The sequence below is a fragment of the Streptomyces sp. NPDC045899 genome, assembly GCF_056431485.1.
On sequence record NZ_JBWKKP010000014.1, the window covers coordinates 101546 to 127586 of the forward strand.

Here is a 26041-nt window from a genome sequence, read left to right on the forward strand (position 1 = left end):
TCCCCGGAATGCTTGCGCATACTAATTTGTAAATCGCCATGACGAAATAGGCGAGGGAGCCGCGATGCGCTACACCCCCACCCCCGAGGACCGGTTCAGCTTCGGCCTGTGGACCGTCGGCTGGCAGGGCCGGGACCCGTTCGGCGAGGCCACCCGCCCGGCGCTCGACCCCGTGGAGAGCGTGACCCGTCTCGCCGAACTCGGCGCCTGGGGCGTCACGTTCCACGACGACGACCTGATCCCGCACGGTGCCCCGGAGGCCGAGCGCGACGCCCGTGTCAAGCGGTTCCGCCAGGCCCTGGAGGCCACCGGGATGACCGTGCCCATGGCCACCACCAACCTGTTCACCCATCCGGTCTTCAAGGACGGCGCCTTCACCGCCAACGACCGGGACGTACGCCGCTACGCCCTGCGCAAGACCCTCCGCAACATCGACCTCGCCGTCGAACTGGGCGCCACCACCTATGTGGCCTGGGGCGGCCGCGAGGGCGCGGAGTCCGGCGCCGCCAAGGACGTACGGGCCGCGCTGGACCGGATGAAGGAGGCGTTCGACCTGCTCGGCGCATACGTCACCGAGCAGGGCTACGATCTGCGCTTCGCCATCGAGCCCAAGCCGAACGAGCCGCGCGGAGACATCCTGCTGCCGACCGTCGGCCACGCGCTCGCCTTCATCGAGCGGCTGGAACGGCCCGGGCTGTTCGGGGTGAACCCCGAGGTCGGCCATGAGCAGATGGCCGGGCTGAACTTCCCGCACGGCATCGCCCAGGCGCTGTGGGCGGACAAGCTCTTCCACATCGACCTCAACGGTCAGTCCGGTATCAAGTACGACCAGGACCTGCGCTTCGGCGCGGGCGATCTGCGGGCCGCCTTCTGGCTCGTCGACCTCCTGGAGACGGCCGGATACCAGGGGCCGCGCCACTTCGACTTCAAACCCCCGCGCACCGAGGACGCCGAGGGCGTCTGGGCCTCCGCCGCCGGCTGTATGTGCAACTACCTCATCCTCAAGGAGCGGGCCGCGGCCTTCCGCGCCGATCCGGAGGTCCGTGAGGCGCTGCGCGTCTCACGCCTGGACGAGCTCGCCCGGCCCACCCTGGGCGAGGGGGAGACTCCGGCCGCGCTGCTGGCGGACCGCTCCGCCTTCGAGGACTTCGACGTCGAGGCCGCCGCCGTACGCGGTATGGCCTTCGAACACCTCGACCAGCTCGCCATGGACCATCTGCTGGGGGCACGGAGCTGAGGAACGGCACGCGGCCCGGGCAGCGGGCCGTGCCGAGCGCTGTGGGGCGGCTCCCTCCCGGGGCCGCCCCACAGCGTCCGGACACCCCGGCTCAGTCCGACGGGTCCAGGGATGCCAGGGCGGCCGCCGGGTCGTCAGCGGGCGGACCGGCGGGCCACCAGCGGCCCCGTTCCCTGTGGTACGGCCACCAGCGGCCGTCGCGTCCCAGGCGCAGCTGGGCGTCGGAGCCCACCACCGTCCACCGGTTGCCCGCCGTCCGCCACCGCGGCGCACGCTCGCCGTCCTCCCAGGCGGCGGTCAGACGGGCGCGGGCACGGGTCAGCGCCTCCGCGTCCGGGGTCCACTCCTCCTCCAGCACGGCGAGTGCGGCGGGACCGCCGTGCCCCCACGCCCGGACCGCGAGCGCCAGTTCGGTGCGGTCGCGCCCGCAGCCCGCGGTGAGCCGTGCCGCGACCCCGTCCGGGGGTCCGGCCGCCGTCAGCCGCACCGTGTCCTGCCACACCGTGAGCGCCTCCGGGGCGGCCGGGGCCACCGCGTGGCCGGGTGACAGCGCCTCGGCCAACTGCCGCCGGGCGCGGACCGCCGCGTCCGCGGCGAGGAACTCCAGCGCGGCCACATCGAGCCCCGGCGCCGGTTCCGCACCGCCGACCAGTGCCGGGGGCCGCCCCGGCGCGTCCACGGGCGACGGCGGCGGGGGCAGCGGCACCGGACCGGGCACGGCGAACGCCTCCCCGGCCGGTACGCCCGCTGGAACGGGCACCGCGCCCGGCCCCGTGTCCTCGTCCTCGGCCGGAGCGCGCCGGGCGGCCCGCGCCACACTGCGCACCTGGAGTTCGTCCAGCAGCTCCCGCTCCCCGCGGCCGCGCATCAGCAGCAGCACGAACGGGTCCTCGTCCAGCAGTCGCGCCAGCTGGTAGCAGAGCGCGGCGGTGTGCTCACAGTGGTCCCACGCCTCGCACGCGCACTCCGGTTCCAGATCGCCGATCCCCGGCAGCAGATCGACCCCCGCGGCGGCCGCGTCCTCCACGAGCTGCGGGGGCATATCGCGGTCCAGCAGCGCGGCGATGTGGCCCGAGCGGTCCGCCACCACCTCCAGCAGCCGGTCCCAGGAGTCCTCGCCCAACTCCTGGACCAGCACGTCCGAGCGGTGGGGCGTACGGTCACGGTCCCGCACCACCGCGGTGATCCGGCCCGGCCGGACGCTCACCGCGCCGACCGCGCCCTCGCGTGCCCGCTTGCGGCCGCTCTTGAGCTGCTTGCCGTCGAGCGCCGTGTCCTCCAGGGCCTTCAGCCACGCCTGGCCCCACCAGGTCCGGGCGAATCCACGGCCGCCCACGGGCGGCAGCGCGTCGAAGACGCGCTCCGGGCGCGCGGCGGCGGACCCACCCGTCGTGCCACACGTACCGTGCTCTCGGCTCATCGCTCGGTCCCCCTCAGCTCCACGAGCTCCGCCAGTTCGGCGTCGGTCAGTTCGGTCAGCGCGCCGTCGCCGCCGCCGAGCACCGCGTCCGCCAGTTCCCGCTTGCGTTCCAGCAGCGCCGCGATCCGGTCCTCCACCGTGCCCTCCGCGACGATCCGGTGGACCTGTACCGGCTGGGTCTGCCCGATCCGGTACGCGCGGTCGGTGGCCTGTGCCTCGACGGCCGGGTTCCACCAGCGGTCGTAGTGCACGACGTGCTCGGCCCGGGTGAGGTTCAGCCCGGTGCCCGCGGCCTTCAGGGACAGCAGGAACACCGGTACCCCACCGTCCTGGAAGCGCCGCACCATCTCCTCGCGCCGCGCCACCGGGGTGCCCCCGTGCAGCAGCTGGGTCGGCACCCCGCGCGCGGCCAGGTGCGTTTCGAGGATGCGGGCCATCTGGACGTACTGCGTGAACACCAGCACGCTCGCGTCCTCGGCGAGGATGGTGTCCAGGAGTTCGTCCAGCAGCTCCAGCTTGCCGGAGCGGCCGGGGAGGACGGGGCGCTCCTCCTTCAGGTACTGGGCGGGGTGGTTGCAGATCTGCTTCAGACCGGTGAGCAGCTTGACGATCAGTCCGCGCCGGAGGAGTCCCTGGGCGCCGGAGATCTCGGCGAGGGTCTCACGCACCACCGCCTCGTAGAGCCCGGCCTGTTCGGTGGTGAGGGCGACCGCGCGGTCGGTCTCGGTCTTCGGCGGCAGTTCGGGGGCGATACCCGGATCGGCCTTGCGGCGCCGCAGCAGGAACGGCCGGACCAGCTTCGCCAGCCGCGCGGCGGCCGCCGGGTCGCCGCCCTCGACCGGCTGGGCGTAGCGCCTGCGGAACGCGCCGTGGGTGCCCAGCACCCCGGGGGTGGTCCAGTCCAGGATCGCCCACAGCTCCGAGAGGTTGTTCTCGATGGGCGTTCCGGAGAGTGCGACGCGGGCCTTCGCCCCGATGACGCGCAGTTGTCCGGCGGTCGCCGAGAACGGGTTCTTGACGTGCTGGGCCTCGTCCGCGACCACCATGCCCCAGGGCCCCGCCCCGGCCAGGCGCTCGGCGTCGAGCCGCATCGTCCCGTAGGTGGTCAGGACGAACTCACCCGCGGCGAGGTCGTCCAGGCTGCGGTGGCTGCCGTGGTACCGGCGTACCGGGGTGCCCGGGGCGAACCGCTCGATCTCACGCCGCCAGTTGCCCATCAGGGAGGTGGGACAGACCACCAGGGTGGGCCCGGCGGCCTCCGGAACGTCCTGCCGGTGCAGATGGAGCGCGATCACCGTGATGGTCTTGCCGAGCCCCATGTCGTCCGCGAGACAGCCGCCGAGGCCCAGCGAGGTCATCCGGACCAGCCAGTCCAGACCGCGCAGCTGGTAGTCGCGCAGGGTGGCGGCGAGGGCGGTGGGCTGGGTGACCGGCGGCTGTTCGGGGTGGGCGGTCCCCTCCGGGTCGGCCAGCCGGTCGCGCAGCGCCGCGAGCCAGCCGGTGGGCTCGACGTCCACGGCCGTGCCGTCCGCCTCGGTACGGCCGGTGAGGACGGCGTCGAGCGCGTCCACGGGGGTGAGTTTGCGATCCGTGCGGTCCTGGGCGCGGCGCGCCGACTCCGGGTCCAGGACGACCCACTGGTCGCGCAGCCGCACTACCGGACGACTCGCCTCCGCGAGCCGGTCGAGCTCCGCACGGGTGAGGTCCTGGTCGCCGATGGCGAACCGCCAGCTGAAGCGGAGCAGCGCGTCGGCGGAGAGGAAGGAGGGCATCCGGGGGCCGAAGCCGTCATCGCCGACGCCGTCCTCCTCCGGGCCGATGACGGCGCGGGCGGTCAGGCCGCGGACCAGCTCCCTGGGCCAGTGCACCTGCACCCCGGTGGCCTCCAGTGCCTCCGCCGCCGGGCCGAGCAGCTCGGTGACCTCCTCGTCGGCGAGGTCGATCGCGTCGGGTACGGCGGCCGAGAGCAGGGGTGCGAGCGGCGGCCAGGCGCGGGCCGCGCGCCGCAGGGTGAGCAGCGCGTCCATCCGGGCGCGTGGTCCCAGCGCCGTGCCGACCGGGGAGGTACCCGCCCAGATGTCGGCGGCGTCCGCCACGAGGGCCGGGTCGGTGAGGCTGTGCAGCTGGAGGACGGCGCGGAAGTCCGGTCCGGCGGCGTGGGCGTCGTCGTCAGCGGGCAGGAGGTCGCCGCGCAGCACCTCGATGCGCAGCGACAGCCGCACCCCGGCGTCGTGTCCGGCGGCCACGTCCGCCGCCCAGGCGCGCTGTTCGGGCAGCCGTACGGGCGGTGCGGCGGCGAACGCGGGGCCGCCCGCGGCCAGGGCCGCCGCGGGGGAACGCGGCAGCCCGTCCGCCACCGCGTCGAGAAAGGCGCGCAGATGCCGTTCCGGTTCGGGCAGCAGCACCGGGTCGGTGCCGGGCAGCGGCAGGGCGTGCGCCGCGGGTGGCATGGCGGCGGCCAGCTCCCTGAGCCGCTCCAGGTCCTCGGGTGTCAGCGGGCCGACACGCCAGGCGTCGTGATCGGCGGCGGTGAGACCGGGCAGCAGCCGCCCACGCGCGGCGAGTTGGAGGGCGAGCACGGCGGCGGCACCCCAGAAGGCCGCCGTGGGATCGGTGCCGTCCCCGGTGCGCGCGGCCGCCCGCGCGCGGGCGCGAGTGAGCACCGGCAGCGCGGTGCTCAGGGGGAGGACGAGCGCGGGGACGGTACGCGTGCGGACACCGTCGGGGCGGACGTCCCGGTCGTCGGTGGCGTGGACGTCCCGGTCACCGTCGGCCCGGGGGCCGTCCGGGACCACGGGGGCGACGACGGTCAGTTCCTCGACGGAGCCGGGCCCGGACGGGGGCGGGCCGTCCGGGGACCAGAACGCGACCCGTCCGGTGCGTGCCGGGTCGGCGGGCAGGAAGACCGTGGTGGAGCGGCAGAGTTCGGCGATCTCGGAGGACGTCGCCGCGCGGGGTGGTGTCACAGCGCTGATTTGCTCCTCAAATTTGACTACTGGGCGTGGGGCGGTCGAGGGTACAGGACGCGCGGGAGGAATGAGGAACCGGAGGCCGCCGGTGTGCGTTGTGAAGGGTGAACGCGGCTCAGGGCCGTGAGGAACTCGGCCGGGGCCGTGATGAGGAGGCGGGTGAGATGTCCACGCGCGCGAAGGTCGCCGTCGGAGGTGTGGCGGTAGGTGTGATCCTGATGTGGCTGCTGCCCTTCTGGGCGGCGCTGCTGGTGCTCGTCGGCGTGCCCGCGGCGGCCTATCTGCTGCTGGACCCCTCGCAGCGCCGCAGGCTGCGCCGGGTCTCCCGCAAGGAGCTCGGCCGCTGACCCCGGCCGCTCAGGACCGCTGGCCGGGCCCGGGATCCGCGGCGGCACGCACCTGGGAGTGACCGTGCAGCACCGGTCGCGAGCCGCCCGGAGCCCCATGCGGGACCCGGCCAGCCGGGGGAGAGGGATGGCCGCGGCCGGTACGACAGCGCGCACCCGCCTCGCCGTACCGGCCGGGTCACGGGCGGGGGATGCACCCCTCCCGGGCGCCGGCGATCACAGTCGGCTCTCGTCCGCGACCGTCCAGCCATCGCCCAGTTCACTGCGCAGTGCCGCCGGCGCGGCGTGCGCGCGTTCCCGGAACGCCTGCCACTCCTCGTCGGACCAGGGGGACGGATCCGGCGGATAGTCCCAGTCGAGCGACGACTGGTACCACGCGCACAGCCGGCCCAGTTCGGTTCGTGTGCCCTCGGTGATCGGCAGACGGTCCAGATCCGTGGGAAAGCCGTAGGGGCTGTCCATGGCGAGGGGCCACAGCGGGGTGTCAGGGACACCGGCCTCGAAGAAGAACCGAAGGTGTTCGGGCATACCGCACCCTCCCACGGAGGTCCGCTGACGCTCCACGGAACAGTGGCGGTCTCCCGTCCGCCGTCGTGATGGCCGCGGGGACTCCGCGATCGGCTCCGGAGGTGGCGTGATCGACAGGCGGCATCGGAATCCCGCCCGTCACCTCCGCCCCTTCGCCGGCCGTGGTGGTCCGCCCCTCACGCCCCGTCGGGCCGCCTAATCATGCCCCCTCGGGCCGCCGAACAAATCCCTTGCGCGAGGGCCCTCTTGCCGTCCACGATGGCCGACATGACGCATGGAAAGGACGGCCTCGCGATCTCTCGGTGATCGCCATGGCCTCATACGGAACACCTCAGTCGCCCACTCCCGCCCGGCTCCGGGCCCACTTCGACCCGTTGCCCTTCCCCGCCCGGATGAGCGCGCTCGCGGCGTACGCCCGCAGCCTCTCACCGGACGCCTACACCGCTCTGCGCGACGCCCTCGACGCCTCCACGGAGGCCGGTGACCGGCACACCGCGCTCTTCCTGGCCACCGTCCGCCGCGATCTGGACGCCGTCGCCGCCGCCCTCACGGACCCCGTGCTGCGCCGCCGCGCCCTGTCCGCCGCGATCCGGCTCCCGGTGCCCGATGAACCCCTGTCCGCACTCGCCCTGAGCGATATCCGCGCCGTACGGCACGAGACCTACCGTGTGCTGCGCGTGGGACGCCGTCGCGCGCTCGCCGACCGGTTGCTGCCGCAGGTGCACGCCACCCACGGCCCTGACGACGCCGCGCGGCTGCTGCCCGCCTGCACACCCGCGACGGTCGCCGACTGGCTGCCCCGCCTCGACCCGCCCCCCGGTGTCCTGCGCACCCTCGCGCGGACCGCTCCGGCCGCCGTCGCCGCCCGGCTCGCCGCCGACTGCGCGGCACAGGACCCCCATGGACGGCGGCGCCTCGCCACCCGCTACGAACTGCTCGCCACCGCCATCGCCGAACGCGACATCGGGGCGGGACTCGACCTGTTCGCCCGCGCCCCGGCGCTCCTCGGCGAGCGGGCCGTGGTGTCCCTGCTGCGCGCACCGCGCGAGGTCCTCGCGATCCTCGATCGGACGGCCGCAGGCGAGGAACCGGGCGGCGGCGTCCCGCGGATCGGGAACGGCAGGGGCCGCTGGGCGAACCGTCCCCGGCTGAGCACCGGTGCACGACCGCTGTCGCGCTCGGCGCTGCGCGCCCTCCGCGCCCTCACCCCCGGGGAACGCGCCGCGCTGGCCGAGGAGAGCGTGGCCGCGGCGCGCAGGTCCGACCCCTGGCGGTTCGACGTACGCCCCGATCCACTGCTCGCCCTGCTACCGCCCGCCGAGCGGCGGCGCGTCGTCGAGCGCGGGATGCCCGCGCGCGGCCCCGGCAGGCGGACGGGGTACGACGCGCTCGCGGCACTCGATCCGGCGGACCGCGCCGATCTCGTACGCGAGGCGTTCGACCGGGACCACCCCTCACCCGAGACACGCAATCAGCTCGCGGTCGTGATGCCGTTCGCCGAGGCCGAACCCGTACTGCTCCGAGCGGTGGAGAGCCACCGCCACCACGAACGCGAGCACGCCTGGTGCGCCCTGCTCGCCTGCGCCGAACTGAACGGCGCGCCCGAGGAGTTCGCACGGGCGGTGGCCGCCTGTGAACGGGCCTGGCACGACCAGGAGGTGGTGCGCCGTGCCGTCCTGAAACACGTGGCGGTGGCCGCGCCCCGGCTGCTGGCCGCCGTACCGCTGACCGCCCTGCGCGAGGCGACGCTGGCCACCGTCCACTCCCGGGACTCCCGGGCCGACACCCTCGCCGCCGCCGAACGCTGGCTGCGCCGGACCGCGGAGAGCGCGGCCGCGCGCGGTGACACCGAACGGGCCGCGTACACGGCGGAGCTGCTGTGCCGGGTCCTCGCCGATCCACGGCGAACCGGCCCGGTCGCGCCATTGCGGCTCGGCCGCCGCGCGGCCGCGGCCGTCTGGGCCGCCGTCACCGTCCCGGACGGCTTCCGGGAACCGGGCTCCAGTGCGACGACGCACGGAGAGGCGGGCGGAGAGGCCCGCGGCGGGGCGCGCCACACCTCCGTCTCCCGGCTCGTTCCGCTCGCCGAACTCCTCGTCGCGCATCTGGCCGGACTGCCCGCCCTCGACGCCCTGATGGGCCGTACCGCCCTGGAGGACGAGGACCCGGCCCTCGCGGGCCGTGCCGCCGCGGTGTGGACGGCGGACCTTGCCACCCGGGAGGAGCGCTGTGCGCGGCTGGTGACCGACGATCCGTCCTTCGTCCTGGTGGAGCGGGTGCTGCACACCCTCGCCACCCGCCGCACCGATCTGCTCGAGGACGTTCTGCGCGCCGCCCCGCACGGTCTGACCGGACGCCTCGCCCCGCGCGGTGTGCGCGGATGGGTGCCGAGGCTGCCGTGGCCGGTGACCGGACGGTGGCTGCCCGGCACCCGCCGCCTGCTGACCGCGCATCTCGCCGCGGTGGCCGCCGATGAGGAGGTGGACCTGCGCGAACGGGCGGACGCTGCGGGCCTGCTGCGCGACGGCGGCCTGTTGCGGGAGCTCGTGGACCGTGCCCCGCTCCCCGTCGCGTCCGCCGCCCTCATGGCATGGGGCCACTGCACCCCGGAGGAGGGCGCCGCCCCGGCCGGGTGCGCTCCGGATGAGCACTGGCCCTACGCCGGCGACCGGCGCATGACCGCCGGTACCGGTGCGCGTCCTCCGGAGACCGACGGCTTCCCCGGTCCCGTCCTGTCCCTATTGCTCCACCACGCGGGCGCCGGTGGCGCCCGCGGCCGGGCCGCCATGGGTGCGATGCGCCAGGTGCTGGCCTCCGTGCCCGACCGCGCGGCCGTCGCCGCCCTCGAGCCCGTCGCCCGTGCGACGGACGCGCCGGTCGGCAGTCGCAAGGAGGCCGCCCGCGCACTCGCGGAACTGCCCGGTGAGACCGCGTTCGCCGCCCTGCTCGCCTCCTGGGACGAACCCGGGCAGCACCACGACGTCCGGGCCGTCCTCGCCCGCGGCCTGCTCGTCCGTATCGGCGAACCCGGTGTCGCCGACCGGCTGACGAGCCGGGCACACGAGCCCGCCGTCCGCGACGTGACCGTCCTCGCGCACTCGGGAAGGGCCGTGGTGCGGGACCACGCCGCGTACGCGTCCTGGCTCGCCGCGCTCGCCCGCGACGCGGAGGACGCGACCGCCGAGGCCGCCTGCGAAGCGCTTCCCGGATGGACGGCGATGGGGACATCCGGCGAGGCGGAGGCGGCGCTCGCCGACGCGGTCCTCGACCCCGGTCGTCCCGCGAGGGTCTGGCGGGCCGCCGCGGCGGGGCTCGCCGCGGTCCGCTCCCAGGCCGCGGCCGTCGCCTTGCGCCGCGTCGTCGACACGCTCCTCGATCGCGCCCGCACCGGTGACGGCGGGGGCGGGGCTCCGCCCGGAGAAGACCGGCGCGCCGAAGCGCTCCGGCGTCTCACCGGTTGCGCGTCCGCCGTCCTCGAGCGGCTCGGCCGGTGGTGGGGAACTGATATCGCCGCGGCGGACACCGTGGTGGACGGGCTGCTCGCCGCGGGGCTGCGGCGCGAGGCGACCGGAGCCGCGTACATCGCGGCCTCCGCCGCCCTGCGCCGCGGCGACGGTGCGTTCGCGCGCTGGGAACGCTATCTGGCGCTGGTCGAGGAACGTCCCGACCGGCTGACGGGCCGTGAGGCCTATCTGAGCCACGAAGACGCCGTGGTGCGGGAGGCGACCCTCGGAGTCGTCCGCGCGCTGCGCGAGCGCGGCGGCGCCGCGGCCGGACTCACCGCCCTCATGCTGGTGAGCGTGATCGGACCGCACAGTGGCTGGGCGGAGGTGTGGCGGGCCGAACTCGAGGCGCTGCGCCGGTACGACGACCCGGACACGGCCGAACAGGCCCTGCTCATCGACGCCCGGGCCCGCCGGTGACCCGTCCGTCCCGGAGCGCCCCGGACCGGGGCACTCCGGGACGGACCACGGTGTGCCCGCTGCGCGCCCCCGGGCCTGACCGGGGGCGTACGGCACTCACTGGGGGCGTACGGCCAGTTCGTCCAGCGCTGTCAGCAGTCCCGGGAGTTCGGGGCCGCGGCCCACCGGAAGCACCTCACCCGGTTCGTCGTCGAGCAGTACGAACGCGATGTCGTCGGTGCGCGCGACCATGCTCCAGCCCGGACCGTCGGCCCGGAGGGTCCGGGCGTCACCGGCGGCGAAAGCGGAGCGCACCCGGCCGAGCGGCGGGGGCGTGTCCAGATAGCCGCGCACCTCGTCGAGTACCCGTCGCACCCCTCCGTGGGGCTTCTCGCCGGGGGCGACGAAGGTGACGTCGCTGTCCACCTGTTCGCGCCAGATCGCCCACTGGAGGGCGATCTCGTCCGCGCCGAGCCGTCGCTGCGCAGGACCCCACCGCTCGGCGTCCGGGGGCGTGAGCGGCGGACGGACGGGGTCCCCGAGCGCGGGATCGGGCTCGGGGTCGTGCGGTGCGGGAACCCCGGGGGCCGCCACGGCCACCGCGAGCGGCCAGCCGGGCAGGGAGGCGACCACGGCGCGGTCGTTGAGGGACAGGTCGTACTCCATACCGCAGTCCCACGTGGCGATGGCGATGGCCACGAGCGAGACGTCGTCGGTGACCACGGTCCAGCGCGCGCCGTGGCCGTCCTGGCCCAGCACCAGCCCGTATCCGGCCGTGTAGGGCGTGAGGCCGAGGGCGGCGCATGCCTCGGGGTAGTCGTCGCCGAGCACGCTCGGGAATTGAGCGGGTGTCAGCAGCACCGCGGTCAGCACGTACAGCGCGTCGTCGCCTGACTCCTCCGTGGCGGGCACGGCAGCCTCCTCTTGCGGTCCCGGATCCGATGCGCGATCCGTCGTCGGCGCACCCTAACCAGCCGGTAGCCACGGCGTCGAGATGGCTGCGACCAGGTCAGTCGTCCGAAGCGGCGCGCAGCGCCCCCAGCGTGCTCCGAAGCCAGGACAGTTCGGCCCGGCTGGTGGCCCGGGCGATGGTGAGGATCCCGCGCCGGAACGGGTCCGCGATCTCCTCGGCGCGCAACGGCCGGCCGTCCTCGTAGAAGAAGCTGGACGGGCGGTTCAGGAAGGCGAGCCGCCGCTCCAGCACCGCCGCCTGCGCCGCCGGATCCGCCAGGTGCCCGAGGAACGCGAGCAGCGTGAACCAGCGGTTCTCATCGGTGATGTCGGCCTCCGCCGGATCCATGAGACGGCGCCGCAGCTCGGCACGTCCCTGGTCGGTGAGCGTGAGGACATGCCGGGGCGCCGCGCCCGCGCCCGGCCGTGCTTCGCGGGCCAGCAGCCCGGCCCTCTCCAGCCGTTTGATCGCCGGATACAGCGTGCTCTCGGCTACGGGCTTGATGTGCCCGGTCAGTGCGGCGATGCGTTTGCGCAGCTCATAGCCGTGCAGTGGGGCGTCATGGAGAAATCCCAGGATGGCGAGTTCGAGCATGCTCGCATTTTTCCCCATCACCGCTGTACATCGTTATCGCAATACATCGAGACCGATGTATTGTCTGCGTTGATCGTCGTAGGTGGGGCGTACGGGAGGGGATGACCATGTGGCACGCGCCGTTCGGTCCGGCAGGGGCGCACATCCGGTGGACCGGGACACCGGGGGACGGGGACGGCGGCGCGCCCCGGGTCTACGTCCACGGGCTCGGCGCGTCCTCGGCCGTCTATCACGCGCATATCGCCGCCGCCCCGGCTCTCGCCGGACGCCGGTCGCTCTTCGTCGACCTGCCCGGCCACGGGATCAGCGACCGCCCGGCGGACTTCGGCTACACCCTGGACGATCACGCCACCGCGCTCGCCTCGGCACTCGACGCGGCAGGGGTGCGGGGCGCGGAACTGGTCGGCCACAGCATGGGCGGGGCGGTCGCCGTCGTACTCGCGGCGCGCCACCCCGGCCTGGTGTCCCGTCTGGTGCTCACCGAGGCGAACCTCGACCCGGATCCGCCCCGGACGGCGGGCAGCAGCCGGATCGCCTCGTATACGGAGGAGGAGTTCGTGCGCGGCGGCGGTTTCGCGGAGACGCTCGAGCGGGTGGGCCCGGTGTGGCGGGCGACCATGCGGCTCGCGGATCCGACCGCGCTGCACCGCAGCGCGGTCGGACTGGTCCGCGGTACCCGGCCGACCGTGCGCCGGATGCTCCTGGGCCTGGACCTGCCGCGCACCTGTCTGGCCGGTGAGCTCGGGGACGCGCCGGACGCGTGCGATGAGCTGACGGCGGCCGGAGTGGAGGTGCGGACCGTGCCCGGTGCCGGGCACAACGTCATGTTCGACAACGCTCCCGGCTTCATCGAGGCGCTCGCCGCGCGGCGGTGAGGCGGCCGCGGACCTGGACCCGGTCCGCGGCCCGGGTCCGGGGGCGTTCAGCCCCGACGACGTCTCAGTCCTGACGCGTCGACAGGGCCAGGAAACGGGTGTCCTCATCGGTGTACGACTCCAGACGCCAGCCGGAGCGGGCCAGCAGCGGCCGCAGATTGGGCTCCGCCCGCAGGTCGTCGGGGGTCAGCCGACGGCCGTGCCGGGCAGCCAGCGCGGCCCGGCCGATGGGGTGGAACAGGGCGAGACGGCCACCGGGGCGGACCACCCGCGCCAGGGCGCGCAGCCCGGGGCCGGGTTCGCCGAGGTGTGAGATCAGCCCGGCCGCGAACACCGCGTCGAGACAGCCGTCGCGCAGGGGCAGCCGGGTGACATCGCCGAGGACGAGCGTGGCAGCCTCGTCCCTCGCCTCGCGCACGGCCGCCGCCAGCATGGCGGGGGTGAGATCGACCCCCAGGACGGTGCCCCGCGGGCCGACGGCGGCGCGCAGGGCGGGCAGCGCCCGGCCGGTGCCGCAGCCCGCGTCGAGCACCGCGTCCCCGGCGCGCAGTCCGAGCTCGGCGACGGCGGCCGCGTAGGCGGGTCCGTCATCGGGGAATCGGCTGTCCCAGTCGGCGGCCCGGGGTGTGAAGAACGCGCGCACCTCGGCCGCGCCGCCCGTGCCGGGGCCGTGACGGTGCTGCTGGTGCTCGTCCTCGGGCATGACGCTCCTCGCTCTCGCGGATCACCGTGAGCATGACCGTATCCGGCGGATCACCCATGACGGATCACCCATGACGGATCACTCCGGGAGTCATCACTCCCCGTGATGTGGTGCCGGGGCTGAACCTTCATCTACATACACATGTGGGCATAGATCGATCGCTATGGCATCTGTCCCTGTCAATCTCCGGCAGCTTCCGTAAGTGGACCCCGTAGTGCGCCCTGACCGGGTCTAGCGTCCCTGGCCCAAGGGGGACACGTGGCCCGGGGCACAGCCGGAGCGCTGCCCGATGCGGTGGGCGCCGACCGAGGGAGACCGCTGATGACCAAGCACCATGGCGCCGATGCCCGCTCCCTGATCGACCTCGACCGGATCCTGGACGAGCTGAGACGACAGGGCTGCGCCGTACGCCATGCCGTGATCCTCTCCGGTGACGGGAGCACGGTGAGCGCGTCCCGGGGACTCTCCCGCCCGGAGGCGGAGCAGCTGGCCGTCCTGGCCTCCGGCTTCCACGGTCTCGCCAGGAGCGCGGGGCGCCGGGCCCGTGGCGGCCGGACCCGGCCGACCGTGATCGAGACGGAAGCGGGCCGCCTCGGCGTCGCGGCACTCGGCGACGGCGGGTGTCTGGCCGTTCTGGGCACGGCCGGAGCCGGCCCGGCCGCCGTCGCCGCCGTGACCGCCCGGCTCGCGGAGCGGATGATGGCCCGACCGGCCGGTGGGCGCGGATCGCGGCCCCGGCGCCGCTTCGGACGTCCTTTGCGGGGTACTCGGCCGGGTCTGCCGAAGACCACGGCGAAGGGACACGGCGATGCGAGCGGTGACGTGGCAGGGCCGGCGTGAGGTGAGCGTGGAGACGGTCCCCGACCCGATCATCAAGGAGCCCACGGACGCGATCGTCCGGATCACCACGACCGGGCTCTGCGGGTCCGACCTCCACCTCTACGAAGTGCTGACGCCCTTCATGACCCCGGGCGACATCCTCGGCCACGAACCCATGGGCATCGTGGAGGAGACCGGTCCCGAGGTGACGAACCTCAGCCCCGGTGACCGCGTCGTGGTGCCCTTCCAGATCGCCTGCGGCAACTGCTGGATGTGCCATTCCGGTCTGCCGTCGCAGTGTGAGACCACCCAGGTCGTCGAGCAGGGCATGGGAGCGGAGATCTTCGGCTACAGCAAGCTCTACGGCTCGGTACCGGGCGGCCAGGCGGAGTATCTGCGGGTGCCCCAGGCGCAGTACGGACCGATCAAGGTGCCGGAGGGCCCGCCGGACGACCGCTTCCTGTACCTCTCCGACGTCCTCCCCACGGCGTGGCAGGCGGTGGAGTACGCGGCCGTCCCGCAGGACGGCACGGTGGCGGTCCTCGGCCTCGGCCCCATCGGCGGGATGGCCTGCCGGATCGCGACCGTGCAGGGGGCCGGGCGGGTCATCGGGGTGGACCTGGTGCCCGAGCGGCTGCGGCGGTCGCGGGCCGACGGCGTGGAGGTGTTCGACCTCCATGACTTCAGCCGTCAGGAGGACCTCGTCGAGGCGATCGTGTCCCTCACCGACGGCCGTGGACCGGACGCGGTCATCGACGCGGTGGGCACCGAGGCCCACGGCAGTCCGCTCGGCCGGACGGCCCAGCGGGCCGTGGGGTTCCTCCCGCGGGACTGGGCCGCCCGGCTCACGGCGAAGGCCGGGGTCGACCGGCTGGCGGCGCTGCGCCTCGGCGTCGCGCTGGTACGGCGCGGCGGCACCATCTCCCTCAGCGGGGTGTACGGCGGGAACGCCGATCTGCTGCCGCTGATGACGATGTTCGACAAGCAGATCCAGCTGCGGATGGGCCAGGCGAACGTGCGGCGCTGGGTCGACCACATCCTGCCGCTGCTGACGGACGAGGACCCGCTGGACGTCGACGGGTTCGCCACGCACCGCATGCCCCTGGACGAGGCTCCCCGCGCCTACGAGCTGTTCCAGCACAAGGAGGACGGGGCGATCAAGGTCCTGATGCGCCCCTAGGCCCTGTCCTGCAGTCCGGGGCTTTGGCGGCCCCGGGCTGTCCTTGGCTCCCTCTGGCGCTGAGTGGGCAACAGTCCGCCACGAAGCGAAGGATTTCGGTCGAATGTCGTCAGTCGCTGACTAGTCGGCGAGGTCGGCCATGCCGATGACCTTCTCGACGCGCACCCTGACCAGCAACTCGCCCGGCACACCGTTGCGCGCCCCGAACTCCTCGGCGCGGTCCTCGCCCATGTACCGCGCGGCGATCCGGGTCGCCCACTCGCGGACCTGCGCGAGGTCGTCGATGAGCTCGGCGCGGCCTTGTACGGTGACGAACGAGAACGGCGGCCGGTCGTCGTCCACGCAGAGACCGACCCGGCCGTCCCGGGCCAGATTGCGTCCCTTGACCGTGCCCTGGCCCGTGTTGAAGACGAGATCGTCGCCGTCGAGCAGGAACCAGACGGGTGCGATGTGCGGGCTTCCGTCGGCCCGTACGGTCGAAAGTTTCCCGGTGCGGGTGCCCTCGGAGACGAACTTCTGCCACTGATCCTTGGTCATTTTCTGTGCCATGTCTCCATCCTGCGTCAAACAGCCCACATCCCCGTGATGACGGACAGGGCGGGTTGCCCAGACGGCGGCAGTGAGAAAGGCTGGCACGCAGCTCTGGGAAATCGGGGAGGAAAACGACATGGCACTCCACAAGGGCCTCGACTGGTTACTGGACGACCTGACCGAGCGCATCGCGGAGATACAGCACGCGCTGGTGCTGTCGAACGACGGGCTGGTGACGGCGGCGAGTTCCACGCTCGAGCGCCAGGACGCCGAGCATCTGGCGGCTGTCGCCTCCGGGCTGCACAGTCTCGCCAAGGGCTCCGGTCTGCACTTCAAGACCGGACGGGTGCGGCAGACGATGGTCGAGTTCGACGAGGGCGTCCTCTTCGTCACGGCGGCCGGTGACGGCAGCTGCCTGTGCGTGCTCACCGGGCCGGAGGCCGATGTGGGCCAGGTCGCCTATGAGATGACGCTGCTCGTCAACCGGGTGGGGGAGCATCTCGGCGTCGAGGTGAGACAGGAGAGCGGCGCGCCCCGCTGATCCGAGCCGGGCCCGGCCGGACCACGCCGGGCAGCGGGCTCTTCGGCGGTGCTCACTCCTCTCCGACCTGCGCTCCGTGGGAGTTATCCACAGGCCTGACACGGCGTCGTGTCACGCGGCTATCGTCGTCACTGTCAGTGATTGATGCGTCGCGGGGGAGGACATCGCCATGACCGTGCAGATGTACCCGGAGCTGAAGGAGCGCCAGGGTCCGCTGGGGCCGGGGCCGGCAGGGCCGGAGCCCGGCTCGGCCGAGGACTCGGGTTCGTGCGGAGACGGTGAGGGGCTCGCGTTCGGCGCGGCGGCCCGCGCCCTGGGGCTCAGGGTGCGGGAGTTCGAGCTCGCCGTGCAACTGGGCGAGGTGCGCACCGTCAGGACCGTGGCGGGCCCGCGGATGGAGCAAGCCGAGCTGACGCGACTGACCACCGCCGAGGGCTTTCCGGAGACGCTGGCCGCCCGGCTGCGGGTGGTCGGCACGGCGGACGGGGCAGAGCTGCTGGGCATCAGCCCGGGGCGGCTCACCCGGCTCGCCCGCGGCGGCTTCTTCGCCCCGGTCCGCTTCTATGTGAACCGCTATCGGGCCGTGGTATGGCTCTATCGCGCCGTCGACCTCACCGAGTTGGCCGCGCGCCAGCCGGAGTTGCTGTCCGGCCGCACCCCGCCGGGGCTGAGCGCGGCGCTGGCCGCGGGGGAGGACCGGCGCGCCGAGACCTGGCGCGGCCGCCGGATCGAGCAGCTGCTCGCCCGGACCGAGGAGCCCTGGGCCCGCGCCGCGGTTCTCGCCGCGGCCCTGGGCCCGGACGACCTGGCCTCCGTCGTCGACGACCCCCATGAGCGGGGTCGGCTGCGGGAGCTGCGCCCGGCCCTGATCCGGATCCGGCCCGACGGCGGACCGCTGCGCGAAGTCATCGACAGGACGGTGACGGCGGATGACCCACGGGAGATCCGGCGCTACCGGGCAGCGCTCACCGAGGCCTTACGGGTCGCCCGCGCGGATCGCTCCGTACCGTGTCCGGAGGAGACCCCGCGAAGCGCCGGCCGCCACCGCTCCGCGGACCGGCCGCGGGGGCTGTGGCGCAGGCTGTTCGGCAGGTGCTGAACCAGGGCCGGGAGCCTCGCACGATCCGTGCCGTCGGCGTCAGCCCTTCTCCGCGGGGGGAGTCAGCGGCCGGAAGAGCCCCTCTTGCACCACCGAGACCAGCAGCTGTCCCTGACGGTTGTAGATCCGGCCGCGCGCCAGCCCGCGGCCGCCGGTGGCCACGGGAGACTCCTGGTCGTAGAGGAACCATTCATCGGTGCGGAACGGCCGGTGGAACCACATGGCGTGGTCCAGCGATGCCATGTCGAAGCCCCGGCGGCCCCACAGCGGCTCGACCGGCACCCGCACCGCGTCCAGCAGCATCATGTCGCTCGCGTAGGTGAGCGCACAGGTGTGCACCAGCGGATCGTCCCCGAGCGGTCCGACCGCCCGCATCCAGACGGCGCTGCGCGGCTCCGCGCCCTTGAGCTCGTCGTCCGTCCAGCGCAGCCGCTCCACGTAGCGGATGTCGAAGGGCTGACGGCGCTCCATCCGCGCGAGCGCCTCGGGGAGGGTCCCCAGATGGGCGCGGATCTCGTCGGGGAGTTTCGGCAGGCTCTCCGGCTCGGGTACCTCCGGCATCGGCAGCTGCTGCTCGATGCCCGGCTCCGGAAGGTGGAAGGAGGCCGTCAGATTGAAGATCGTCCGACCCTGCTGGACGGCGACGACCCGGCGCGTGGTGAAGGAGCGTCCGTCCCGGACGCGCTCCACCTGGTACACGATGGGCACGCCCGGCCGCCCCGGCCGCAGGAAGTACGCGTGCAGCGAGTGCACCGGGCGCTGTCCGTCGGTGGTCCGCCCGGCTGCCACCAGCGCCTGCCCGGCCACCTGGCCGCCGAAGACCCGCTGGAGCGACTCGTCGGGGCTCGGACCGCGGAAGATGTTCTCCTCGATCCGCTCCAGATCGAGCAGATCCACCAGGCGTTCGGCGGGATTGGTCATCAGCGGCGTTCCTTCGCTGTGGGTGCCCGCGAGGCGGCTCGCGGCGGGGACGGGGCTCAGGAGGCTACCCCGACAGCGGACCCACGTCGGTGATCCGGACCACGGCGCGGCCCTCCTCGTCGGAGGCGGTCAGATCGACCTCCGCCGAGATACCCCAGTCGTGGTCGCCCTTGGGGTCGTCGAAGGTCTGCCGCACCCGCCACAGCCCGTCCTCGGGGTGCTCCTCGATCCGCAGCAGCTTCGGCCCGCGGGCCTGCGGTCCGGTGCCCAGGTCCTCGTACTCCTCCCAGTACTTGTCCATCGCCTCCGCCCAGGCGTCCTCGTCCCAGCCGGCCTCGGCGTCCATCTCGCCGAGTTCGCCGACATGGTCGAGTGCGGCCAGCTCCACCCGGCGGAACAGGGCATTGCGCACCAGGACCCGGAAGGCACGGGCGTTCGCGGTGACCGGGCGGACCTGGTCGGCGCGCTCCTGCGCCTCTTCCGCGGACTCCTCCTCCGGATTGGCCAGCTGCTCCCACTCGTCGAGGAGGCTGGAGTCGACCTGACGCACCATCTCACCGAGCCAGGCGATGATGTCCTCGAAGTCGTCCGACTTCAGATCGTCGGGCACCGTGTGGTCCAGCGCCTTGTAGGCGCTGGCCAGGTAGCGCAGCACGATGCCCTCGGTCCGGGCGAGGTCGTAGAACGAGGTGAACTCGGTGAAGGTCATCGCCCGTTCGTACATGTCGCGGATCACCGACTTGGGCGACAGCGGATGGTCCCCGACCCACGGATGGCTCTTGCGGTAGAGGCCGTAGGCGTGGGACAGCAGCTCCTCCATCGGCTTGGGGTAGGAGACGTCCTGGAGGCGCTCCATGCGCTCCTCGTACTCCACCCCGTCCGCCTTCATCGCGGACACCGCCTCGCCGCGCGCCTTGTTCTGCTGGGCGGCCAGGATCTGCCGCGGGTCGTCGAGCGTCGATTCCACGACCGAGACCATGTCCAGTGCGTAGGACGGCGATTCGGGGTCCAGCAGCTCGAACGCGGCGAGCGCGAAGGTGGACAGCGGCTGGTTGAGCGCGAAGTCCTGCTGCAGATCCACCGTCAGCCGGACGATACGGCCCTCGGCATCCGGTGCGTCGAGCCGCTCGACCACACCGCCGTCCAGGAGGGAGCGGTAGATGGCGATGGCCCGGCGGATGTGCCGCAGCTGGTTCTTGCGCGGCTCGTGGTTGTCCTCCAGCAGCCGGCGCATGCCCGCGAAGGCGTCGCCCGGGCGCGCGATGATCGACAGCAGCATCGCGTGGGTGACGCGGAAGCGCGAGGTGAGCGGCTCGGGGTCGGAGGCGATCAGCTTCTCGAAGGTGTTCTGCCCCCAGTTGACGAAGCCCTCCGGCGCCTTCTTGCGGACCACCTTGCGGCGCTTCTTCGGATCGTCCCCGGCCTTCGCGAGCGCCTTCTCGTTCTCCACGACATGCTCGGGCGCCTGTGCCACCACGAACCCCGCGGTGTCGAAACCGGCCCGTCCGGCACGGCCCGCGATCTGGTGGAACTCCCGTGCCCGCAGTGTCCGCACCCGCTGCCCGTCGTACTTCGTCAGCGCGGTGAACAGCACCGTCCGGATCGGCACGTTGACGCCCACTCCGAGGGTGTCCGTACCGCAGATGACCTTCAGCAGTCCGGCCTGCGCCAGCTTCTCCACCAGCCGCCGGTACTTGGGCAGCATCCCCGCGTGATGCACCCCGATCCCGTGCCGGACATAACGGGAGAGCTTCCGGCCGAACTTGGTGGTGAACCGGAAGTTGCCGATCAGCGAGGCGATCTCGTCCTTCTCCTCGCGGGTGCACATATTGATGCTCATCAGTGCCTGCGCCCGCTCCACGGCGGCGGCCTGCGTGAAGTGCACGATGTAGACCGGCGCCTGCCGGGTCTCCAGCAGTTCGGTCAGCGTCTCGGTGAGCGGTGTCGTGCGGTACTCGTAGCTGAGCGGCACCGGCCGCGTCGCCGACCGGACCACCGCGGTGGGGCGTCCGGTGCGTCGGACCAGGTCCTCCTCGAACCGGTTCACATCGCCGAGCGTCGCGGACATCAGGATGAACTGCGCCTGCGGCAGCTCCAGCAGCGGGATCTGCCAGGCCCAGCCCCGGTCCGGCTCCGCATAGAAGTGGAACTCGTCCATCACCACCTGGCCGATATCGGCGTCCTTGCCGTCCCGCAGGGCGATGGACGCCAGCACCTCGGCCGTACAGCAGATGACCGGCGCGTCCGCGTTGACCGACGCGTCACCGGTCAGCATGCCGACGTTCTCGGTGCCGAACAGCTTGCACAGCTCGAAGAACTTCTCCGAGACCAGAGCCTTGATCGGCGCGGTGTAGAAGGTGACCTGGTCACGGGCGAGGGCCGCGAAGTGGGCGCCCGCCGCCACCAGGCTCTTCCCCGAACCGGTCGGGGTGGACAGGATGACGTTCGCACCCGACACCACCTCGATCAGCGCTTCCTCCTGGGCGGGGTAGAGAGAGATGCCCCGCTCCTCGACCCAGGACGAGAAAGCCTCGAAAAGGGCGTCGGGGTCGGCGTCGCTCGGCAGCTGATCGATAAGAGTCACGTCCCTATACTGCCTGCTTTCCCCCGCGGGACGGGAACCGGCCGTGCGCACGAAGATCGTCCGCCGCTAGGGTGTGGCGGGCCGAGACAACCAACTCCCGCCTGGGCGCGGGCATGAACAGGGGCGGGGTACGACCATGATGGGACCGGCGCATTCGCTGTCCGGAGCGGCGGCCTGGCTGGGGGTGGGGGCGGCGGCCGCGGCGGCCGGCCACGAGATGCCCTGGCCGGTGCTGGTCGTCGGAGCGCTGATCTGCGCCGGAGCAGCGCTCGCCCCCGACCTCGACCACAAGGCGGCGACGATATCCCGGGCCTTCGGGCCGATCTCCCGGGGCCTGTGCGAAGTGATCGACAAGATCTCGTACTCGGTCTACAAGGCGACCAGGAAGCCCGGCGACGCCCGCCGGACCGGCGGGCACCGCACCCTCACCCACACCTGGGTCTGGGCCGTCCTGATCGGTGCCGGTGCCTCGGTGCTCGCCGCGGTCGGCGGCCGCTGGGCCGTCCTCGGGATCCTCTTCGTCCATATGGTGCTGGCCGTCGAGGGGCTGCTGTGGCGGGCGGCGCGGGTGTCCAGCGATGTGCTGGTCTGGCTGCTCGGCGCGACGAGCGCCTGGATCCTCGCGGACATCCTGAACAAACCGGGCAACGGTGCCGACTGGTTCTTCACCGCGCCCGGTCAGGAATACCTCTGGCTGGGACTCCCGATCGTCCTCGGCGCTCTGGTGCACGACATCGGCGACGCCCTGACCGTCTCCGGCTGCCCGATCCTGTGGCCCATTCCGATCGGCCGCAAGCGCTGGTACCCGATCGGTCCGCCGAAGCCGATGCGCTTCCGGGCGGGCAGCTGGGTGGAGTTGAAGGTGCTGATGCCGGTCTTCATGGTGCTCGGCGGAGTGGGCGGCCTGGGCGCCCTCGGCATCATCTGACCCCTTGCGTACAGCGTCCGACCGCCCCGGCCCGGGTTCCACCGGGCCGGGGCGGTCGGACGGGACACGTCCGCGCCGGCGGACTCACTGGTGCCAGGAGCGCCACAGCGCCGCGTACGCCCCGTCCGCCGCGACGAGTTCGTCATGGCTGCCGAGTTCGCTGATACGGCCCGCCTCGACGACGGCGATCACATCGGCGTCATGCGCGGTGTGCAGCCGGTGGGCGATGGCGACCACCGTCCGGCCCTCCAGCACCCGTCCCAGCGAGCGCTCCAGATGGCGCGCCGCTCGCGGGTCCAGCAGCGAGGTCGCCTCGTCCAGCACCAGGGTGTGCGGATCGGCGAGCACCAGCCGGGCGAGTGCGATCTGCTGCGCCTGGGCCGGGGTGAGCACCAGCCCGCCCGAGCCCACCTCGGTGGCCAGACCGCTCTCCAGCGCTCGCGCCCACCCGTCGGCGTCCACCGCGCCCAGCGCCGCCCACAGCTCCGCGTCCTGTGCGGAAGTGCGGGCCAGCAGCAGGTTGTCCCGCAGCGAGCCCACGAACACGTGGTGCTCCTGGTTGACCAGCGCGACGTGCTCGCGCACCCGCTCCGCGGGCATCCGCGCCAGCTCCGCGCCACCGAGGGTCACCTCGCCCGCCCGGGGCGCGTAGATCCCCGCGAGCAGCCGTCCCAGTGTGGACTTGCCCGCCCCCGAGGGCCCCACCAGCGCCAGCCGGGTCCCCGGCGGTACCGTCATGGACACCCCGTGCAGGACGTCGCTGCCCGTCCGGTAGCCGAAGCGCACCTCGTCGGCGCGGACCTCCCGGCCCTCGGGCGCCACCCCGTCGTCACCGGGCCCCTCCTCGATCTCCCGCACCCCCACCAGCCGGGCCAGCGAGACCTGGGCCACCTGGAGCTCGTCGTACCAGCGCAGGATCAGCCCGATCGGCTCGACCAGCATCTGCGACAGCAGGGCCCCGGTCGTCAGTTCCCCGATGGACATCCAGCCCCGTATCACGCAGTAGCCGCCGATCATCAGCACCGAACCGGTGATCAGTGTGTAGGTCACGTTGATCACGGGGAACAGCACCGACCGCAGCCAGAGCGTGTACCTCTCCCACGCGGTCCACTGGCGGATGCGCAGCTCCGACTGGGCGATCCGGCGGTCGCCCAGCCGATGGGACTCGATGGTGCGCCCGGCGTCCACCGTCTCGGTCAGGGAGGCCGACACCGCGGCGTACCCGGCGGCCTCCGAGCGATAGGCGGACGGCGCCCGGCGGTAGTACCAGAGGCAGCCGACCACCAGCACCGGCAGCGCGACCAGGACCGCCAGGCCCAGCGGCGGGGCGGTCACGGTCAGCGCGCCCAGCAGCAGCCCCGTCCAGACCACACCGATGGCCAGCTGGGGCACGGCCTCGCGCATGGCGTTCGCCAGCCGGTCGATATCGGTGGTGATGCGGGAGAGCAGATCACCGGTCCCGGCCCGCTCCAGCACCCCGGGCGGCAATCCCACCGACCGTACGAGGAAGTCCTCGCGCAGATCCGCGAGCATCTGCTCGCCCAGTACCGCGCCGCGCAGCCGCAGCATACGCACGAAGACGGTCTGTACCGCCAGCGCCACCGCGAACAGCGTGATCGTGCGTCCGATGTGCAGATCGTCCCGGCCCTCCGCGAGGTCCTGGACGAGACTGCCGAGCAGGTACGGGCCGACCATCGAGGCGAGTACGGCGGTGGCGTTGACCGCCATCAGCACGGTGAACGCCCGGCGGTGCCGGCTCAGCAGCTCGCGGACGTAGGCCCGCACGGTGGGAGGTGTGCCGACCGGCAGTGTCGTCGCCGACTCCGGTGCGGCCGGGTCGTAGGCGGGGGATGCCACGCCGATCATGCCGACTCCTCGATCTGTTCCTCGATCCGCCCGACGTCCCCGGGACCCTCGCCGTCCGGCCACGGGAGCGAACCGGACCGGGCCGCGCCGCCGTTCAACGGCTGGGCACCGGTCACCTCCTTCGCGCCGTCCGGCCCGGCGGGCGGCGCCGCCCGCCGGCCGGGTTCCTCCTCCGGCTCACGGATGACGACGGCCCGGTACTCCGGGTCGTCCCGCAGCAGCTCCCGATGGGTGCCCGCCCCGGCCGCCTCGCCCTCGCGTACGAAGACCACCCGGTCGGCCCGGTCCAGCAGCAGGGGGCTGGAGGTGAGGACGACCGTCGTCCGGCCCTCCCGCAACCGCCGCACCCCCTCCGCGATCCGCGTCTCGGTGTGCGAATCCACCGCGGAGGTGGGCTCGTCGAGCACCAGCACCTCCGGGTCGGTCACCAGCGAACGGGCCAGCGCCAGACGCTGTCGCTGGCCGCCGGAGAGTGAGCGGCCGCGCTCGGTGATCCGTGTGCGCAGCGCGTCGGCCTCGCCCTCCTCGTCGAGGGACGCCTGTGCCAGCGCCTCCAGCACATCGCCGCACTGGGCCGCGTCCAGCGCCTCCCGCGCGGTGACCCGGCCCGACCGCGGTACGTCGAGCAGTTCGGTGAGCGTCCCCGACAGCAGCACCGGATCCTTGTCCTGCACCAGCACTGCGCCGCGCGCCGCGGCCAGCGGCAGCCCGTCGAGGGCGACCCCGCCCAGCAGTGCGGACGGCGCCGGACCGGGGCCGTCCGCGTCCGCGCCGTGCTCCGGGGGATGTCCGCCCAGCCGGTCCGCCAGCCGTCCCGCCGCGTCCGGATCACCGCAGACCACGGCGGTCAGCCGGCCGGCCGGTGCCCGCAGGCCGCTCGCCGGGTCGTACAGATCGCCGCCGGACGGGGCCGACGGGTCGTCCCCGGCGCCTGCGCCGTTCGCATCGCCGGGCGTTCCCTCGGCGCCGTCGCCGTCCCCCGGCGCCGGACGCGACAGGGCCAGCACCCGCGCCGCGCGCCGCGCGGACGGCCGGGAGAAGGAGTACGCCATGGCGATCTCCTCGAAGTGGCGCAGCGGGAAGAGGAGGAAGGTGACCGCGCTGTAGACGGTTACCAGCTCACCCACCGCGATCCGTCCGTCCTGGGCCAGTGCGGCGCCGTACCAGACAACACCGATCAGCAGCAGACCCGGCAGCGCCACCTGGACGGCGGCGATCAGCGCCCACATCCGCGCGCTGCGCACCGCGGCCGCCCGCACCTCCTGCGACGCGCGCCGGTAGCGCCCGAGGAACAGTTCCTCGCCGCCGATCCCGCGCAGCACCCGCAGCCCGGCCACGGTGTCCGAAGCCAGCTCGGTCGCGTGTCCGGCCTTGTCCCGCTGCTCCTCGGCCCGCCGGGCGGCGGGCGGCAGCAACGGCAGTACGGCAAGCGCCAGCGCGGGTACCCCGACGGCCACCACCGCGCCGAGCGCCGGCTGGTAGAGGACCAGGGCCACGCACACCCCGATGGTGGTGACGGCGGCCGCGGTGAAGCGGGACAGTGCCTCGACGAACCAGCCGATCTTCTCGACGTCGCCGGTGGATACCGCCACCACCTCGCCCGCGGCCACTCTCCGGGTCAGCGCCGAGCCCAGTTCCACGGCCTTGTGGGCCAGCAGCTGCTGCACCCGTGCCGCCGCGGTGATCCAGTTGGTGACGGCCGCCCGGTGCAGCATCGCGTCCCCGAGCGCCGTGAGCACGGTCAGTCCCACCATCAGCGCACCGGCCTGCGCGAGCCGCGCACCGGAGCGGTCCACCACCGCCTGCACACCGAAACCGATCGCCACGGGGAAGCACACCAGGGCCGCCATGTGCACCAGCCCCCACAGCGCGGCCTTGATCTGCCCGCCCAGCTGGTTCCTCCCCAGCCAGAGCAGAAACCCGGGACCTGACCGTACGTCGGGTCTGCCGGGATCGGTGTACGGAAGATCGCGAATGTGCATGAGGTCCCAGGTCTCGGGCGGTGCGCGGGCTGGCGGACGGACGAGCCAGGTTCGTCCTTGGGG

20 protein-coding genes are annotated in these 26041 nt (G+C 73.3%); 9 read left to right on the forward strand and 11 right to left on the reverse strand.

The genetic code is table 11. The annotated features are described in order from the left end of the window. Positions 1-64: 64 nt before the first annotated feature. Positions 65-1237 carry a xylose isomerase gene (gene xylA, locus AC07FT_RS21770; protein ID WP_479177681.1) on the forward strand — a complete coding sequence of 391 codons (1173 nt, stop codon included), beginning with the start codon at positions 65-67 and terminating at the stop codon, positions 1235-1237. Positions 1238-1328: 91 nt separating this feature from the next. Here the strand turns inward: xylA and AC07FT_RS21775 are convergent, their stop codons facing one another. Beyond that, complete coding sequence (locus AC07FT_RS21775; protein WP_479177682.1) at positions 1329-2657, reverse strand: SWIM zinc finger family protein; 1329 nt, start codon at positions 2655-2657, stop codon at positions 1329-1331. Continuing rightward, positions 2654-5623, reverse strand: coding sequence for a DEAD/DEAH box helicase (locus AC07FT_RS21780; protein ID WP_479177683.1), 2970 nt, complete (start codon positions 5621-5623; stop codon positions 2654-2656). Before AC07FT_RS21780 ends, AC07FT_RS21775 begins: the two co-directional genes overlap by 4 nt. A 167-nt stretch (positions 5624-5790) precedes the next feature. Between AC07FT_RS21780 and AC07FT_RS21785 the strand changes: the two genes are divergently transcribed. After that, the gene (locus tag AC07FT_RS21785) at positions 5791-5973 is read left to right on the forward strand and encodes a hypothetical protein (protein ID WP_254750160.1); all 183 of its coding nucleotides are present in this window, start codon (positions 5791-5793) and stop codon (positions 5971-5973) included. Positions 5974-6189: 216 nt separating this feature from the next. Here AC07FT_RS21785 and AC07FT_RS21790 read toward each other — a convergent pair whose 3' ends face one another. Next, entirely contained in the window at positions 6190-6501 is a 312-nt protein-coding gene (locus AC07FT_RS21790) for a hypothetical protein (RefSeq protein ID WP_479177684.1), read from the reverse strand. A gap of 311 nt (positions 6502-6812) precedes the next feature. Between AC07FT_RS21790 and AC07FT_RS21795 the strand changes: the two genes are divergently transcribed. Further along, on the forward strand, positions 6813-10424 hold the full coding sequence (locus tag AC07FT_RS21795; protein ID WP_479177685.1) for a hypothetical protein: 3612 nt from the start codon (positions 6813-6815) through the stop codon (positions 10422-10424). A 96-nt stretch (positions 10425-10520) separates the two neighbouring features. On the opposite strand, the gene AC07FT_RS21800 is transcribed toward AC07FT_RS21795, so the two are convergent. Continuing rightward, a complete protein-coding gene (locus AC07FT_RS21800) occupies positions 10521-11315 on the reverse strand; it encodes a hypothetical protein (protein ID WP_471199887.1) in 795 nt (264 codons plus the stop codon). Positions 11316-11412: 97 nt separating this feature from the next. After that, positions 11413-11949, reverse strand: a complete 537-nt coding sequence (locus AC07FT_RS21805; protein ID WP_479177686.1) for a PadR family transcriptional regulator — start codon at positions 11947-11949, stop codon at positions 11413-11415. Positions 11950-12056: 107 nt separating this feature from the next. On the opposite strand from AC07FT_RS21805, the gene AC07FT_RS21810 reads away from it, so the two are divergent. Beyond that, the gene (locus AC07FT_RS21810) at positions 12057-12824 is read left to right on the forward strand and encodes an alpha/beta fold hydrolase (RefSeq protein ID WP_479177776.1); all 768 of its coding nucleotides are present in this window, start codon (positions 12057-12059) and stop codon (positions 12822-12824) included. Positions 12825-12888: 64 nt separating this feature from the next. Here the strand turns inward: AC07FT_RS21810 and AC07FT_RS21815 are convergent, their stop codons facing one another. After that, a complete protein-coding gene (locus tag AC07FT_RS21815) occupies positions 12889-13527 on the reverse strand; it encodes a class I SAM-dependent methyltransferase (RefSeq protein WP_479177687.1) in 639 nt (212 codons plus the stop codon). 321 nt (positions 13528-13848) lie between these two features. On the opposite strand from AC07FT_RS21815, the gene AC07FT_RS21820 reads away from it, so the two are divergent. After that, positions 13849-14367 carry a roadblock/LC7 domain-containing protein gene (locus AC07FT_RS21820; RefSeq protein ID WP_479177688.1) on the forward strand — a complete coding sequence of 173 codons (519 nt, stop codon included), beginning with the start codon at positions 13849-13851 and terminating at the stop codon, positions 14365-14367. Then, positions 14336-15526 carry a zinc-dependent alcohol dehydrogenase gene (locus AC07FT_RS21825; protein WP_479177689.1) on the forward strand — a complete coding sequence of 397 codons (1191 nt, stop codon included), beginning with the start codon at positions 14336-14338 and terminating at the stop codon, positions 15524-15526. Before AC07FT_RS21820 ends, AC07FT_RS21825 begins: the two co-directional genes overlap by 32 nt. Before the next feature lie 120 nt (positions 15527-15646). Here the strand turns inward: AC07FT_RS21825 and AC07FT_RS21830 are convergent, their stop codons facing one another. Further along, positions 15647-16075 (reverse strand): PPOX class F420-dependent oxidoreductase, encoded by a 429-nt coding sequence (locus tag AC07FT_RS21830; RefSeq protein ID WP_479177690.1) that lies wholly within the window; start codon positions 16073-16075, stop codon positions 15647-15649. Between the two features lie 118 nt (positions 16076-16193). Between AC07FT_RS21830 and AC07FT_RS21835 the strand changes: the two genes are divergently transcribed. Both AC07FT_RS21835 and AC07FT_RS21840 read left to right on the forward strand, forming a co-directional pair. Further along, positions 16194-16598: a roadblock/LC7 domain-containing protein gene (locus AC07FT_RS21835; RefSeq protein ID WP_254750116.1), complete on the forward strand. Its 405-nt coding sequence runs from the start codon at positions 16194-16196 to the stop codon at positions 16596-16598. Between the two features lie 169 nt (positions 16599-16767). Then, positions 16768-17697: a DUF6397 family protein gene (locus tag AC07FT_RS21840; protein ID WP_479177691.1), complete on the forward strand. Its 930-nt coding sequence runs from the start codon at positions 16768-16770 to the stop codon at positions 17695-17697. Between the two features lie 39 nt (positions 17698-17736). Here the strand turns inward: AC07FT_RS21840 and AC07FT_RS21845 are convergent, their stop codons facing one another. Then, a complete protein-coding gene (locus AC07FT_RS21845; protein ID WP_479177692.1) occupies positions 17737-18618 on the reverse strand; it encodes an acyl-CoA thioesterase in 882 nt (293 codons plus the stop codon). A 64-nt stretch (positions 18619-18682) separates the two neighbouring features. After that, on the reverse strand, positions 18683-21202 hold the full coding sequence (locus AC07FT_RS21850) for a DEAD/DEAH box helicase (RefSeq protein WP_479177693.1): 2520 nt from the start codon (positions 21200-21202) through the stop codon (positions 18683-18685). 136 nt (positions 21203-21338) lie between these two features. On the opposite strand from AC07FT_RS21850, the gene AC07FT_RS21855 reads away from it, so the two are divergent. Continuing rightward, positions 21339-22130, forward strand: a complete 792-nt coding sequence (locus AC07FT_RS21855; RefSeq protein ID WP_479177694.1) for a metal-dependent hydrolase — start codon at positions 21339-21341, stop codon at positions 22128-22130. Between the two features lie 84 nt (positions 22131-22214). On the opposite strand, the gene AC07FT_RS21860 is transcribed toward AC07FT_RS21855, so the two are convergent. Together AC07FT_RS21860 and AC07FT_RS21865 are read right to left on the reverse strand one after the other, a co-directional pair. Next, a complete protein-coding gene (locus AC07FT_RS21860) occupies positions 22215-23996 on the reverse strand; it encodes an ABC transporter ATP-binding protein (RefSeq protein ID WP_479177695.1) in 1782 nt (593 codons plus the stop codon). After that, the gene (locus AC07FT_RS21865) at positions 23993-25978 is read right to left on the reverse strand and encodes an ABC transporter transmembrane domain-containing protein (RefSeq protein ID WP_479177696.1); all 1986 of its coding nucleotides are present in this window, start codon (positions 25976-25978) and stop codon (positions 23993-23995) included. Before AC07FT_RS21865 ends, AC07FT_RS21860 begins: the two co-directional genes overlap by 4 nt. Positions 25979-26041: the final 63 nt, after the last annotated feature.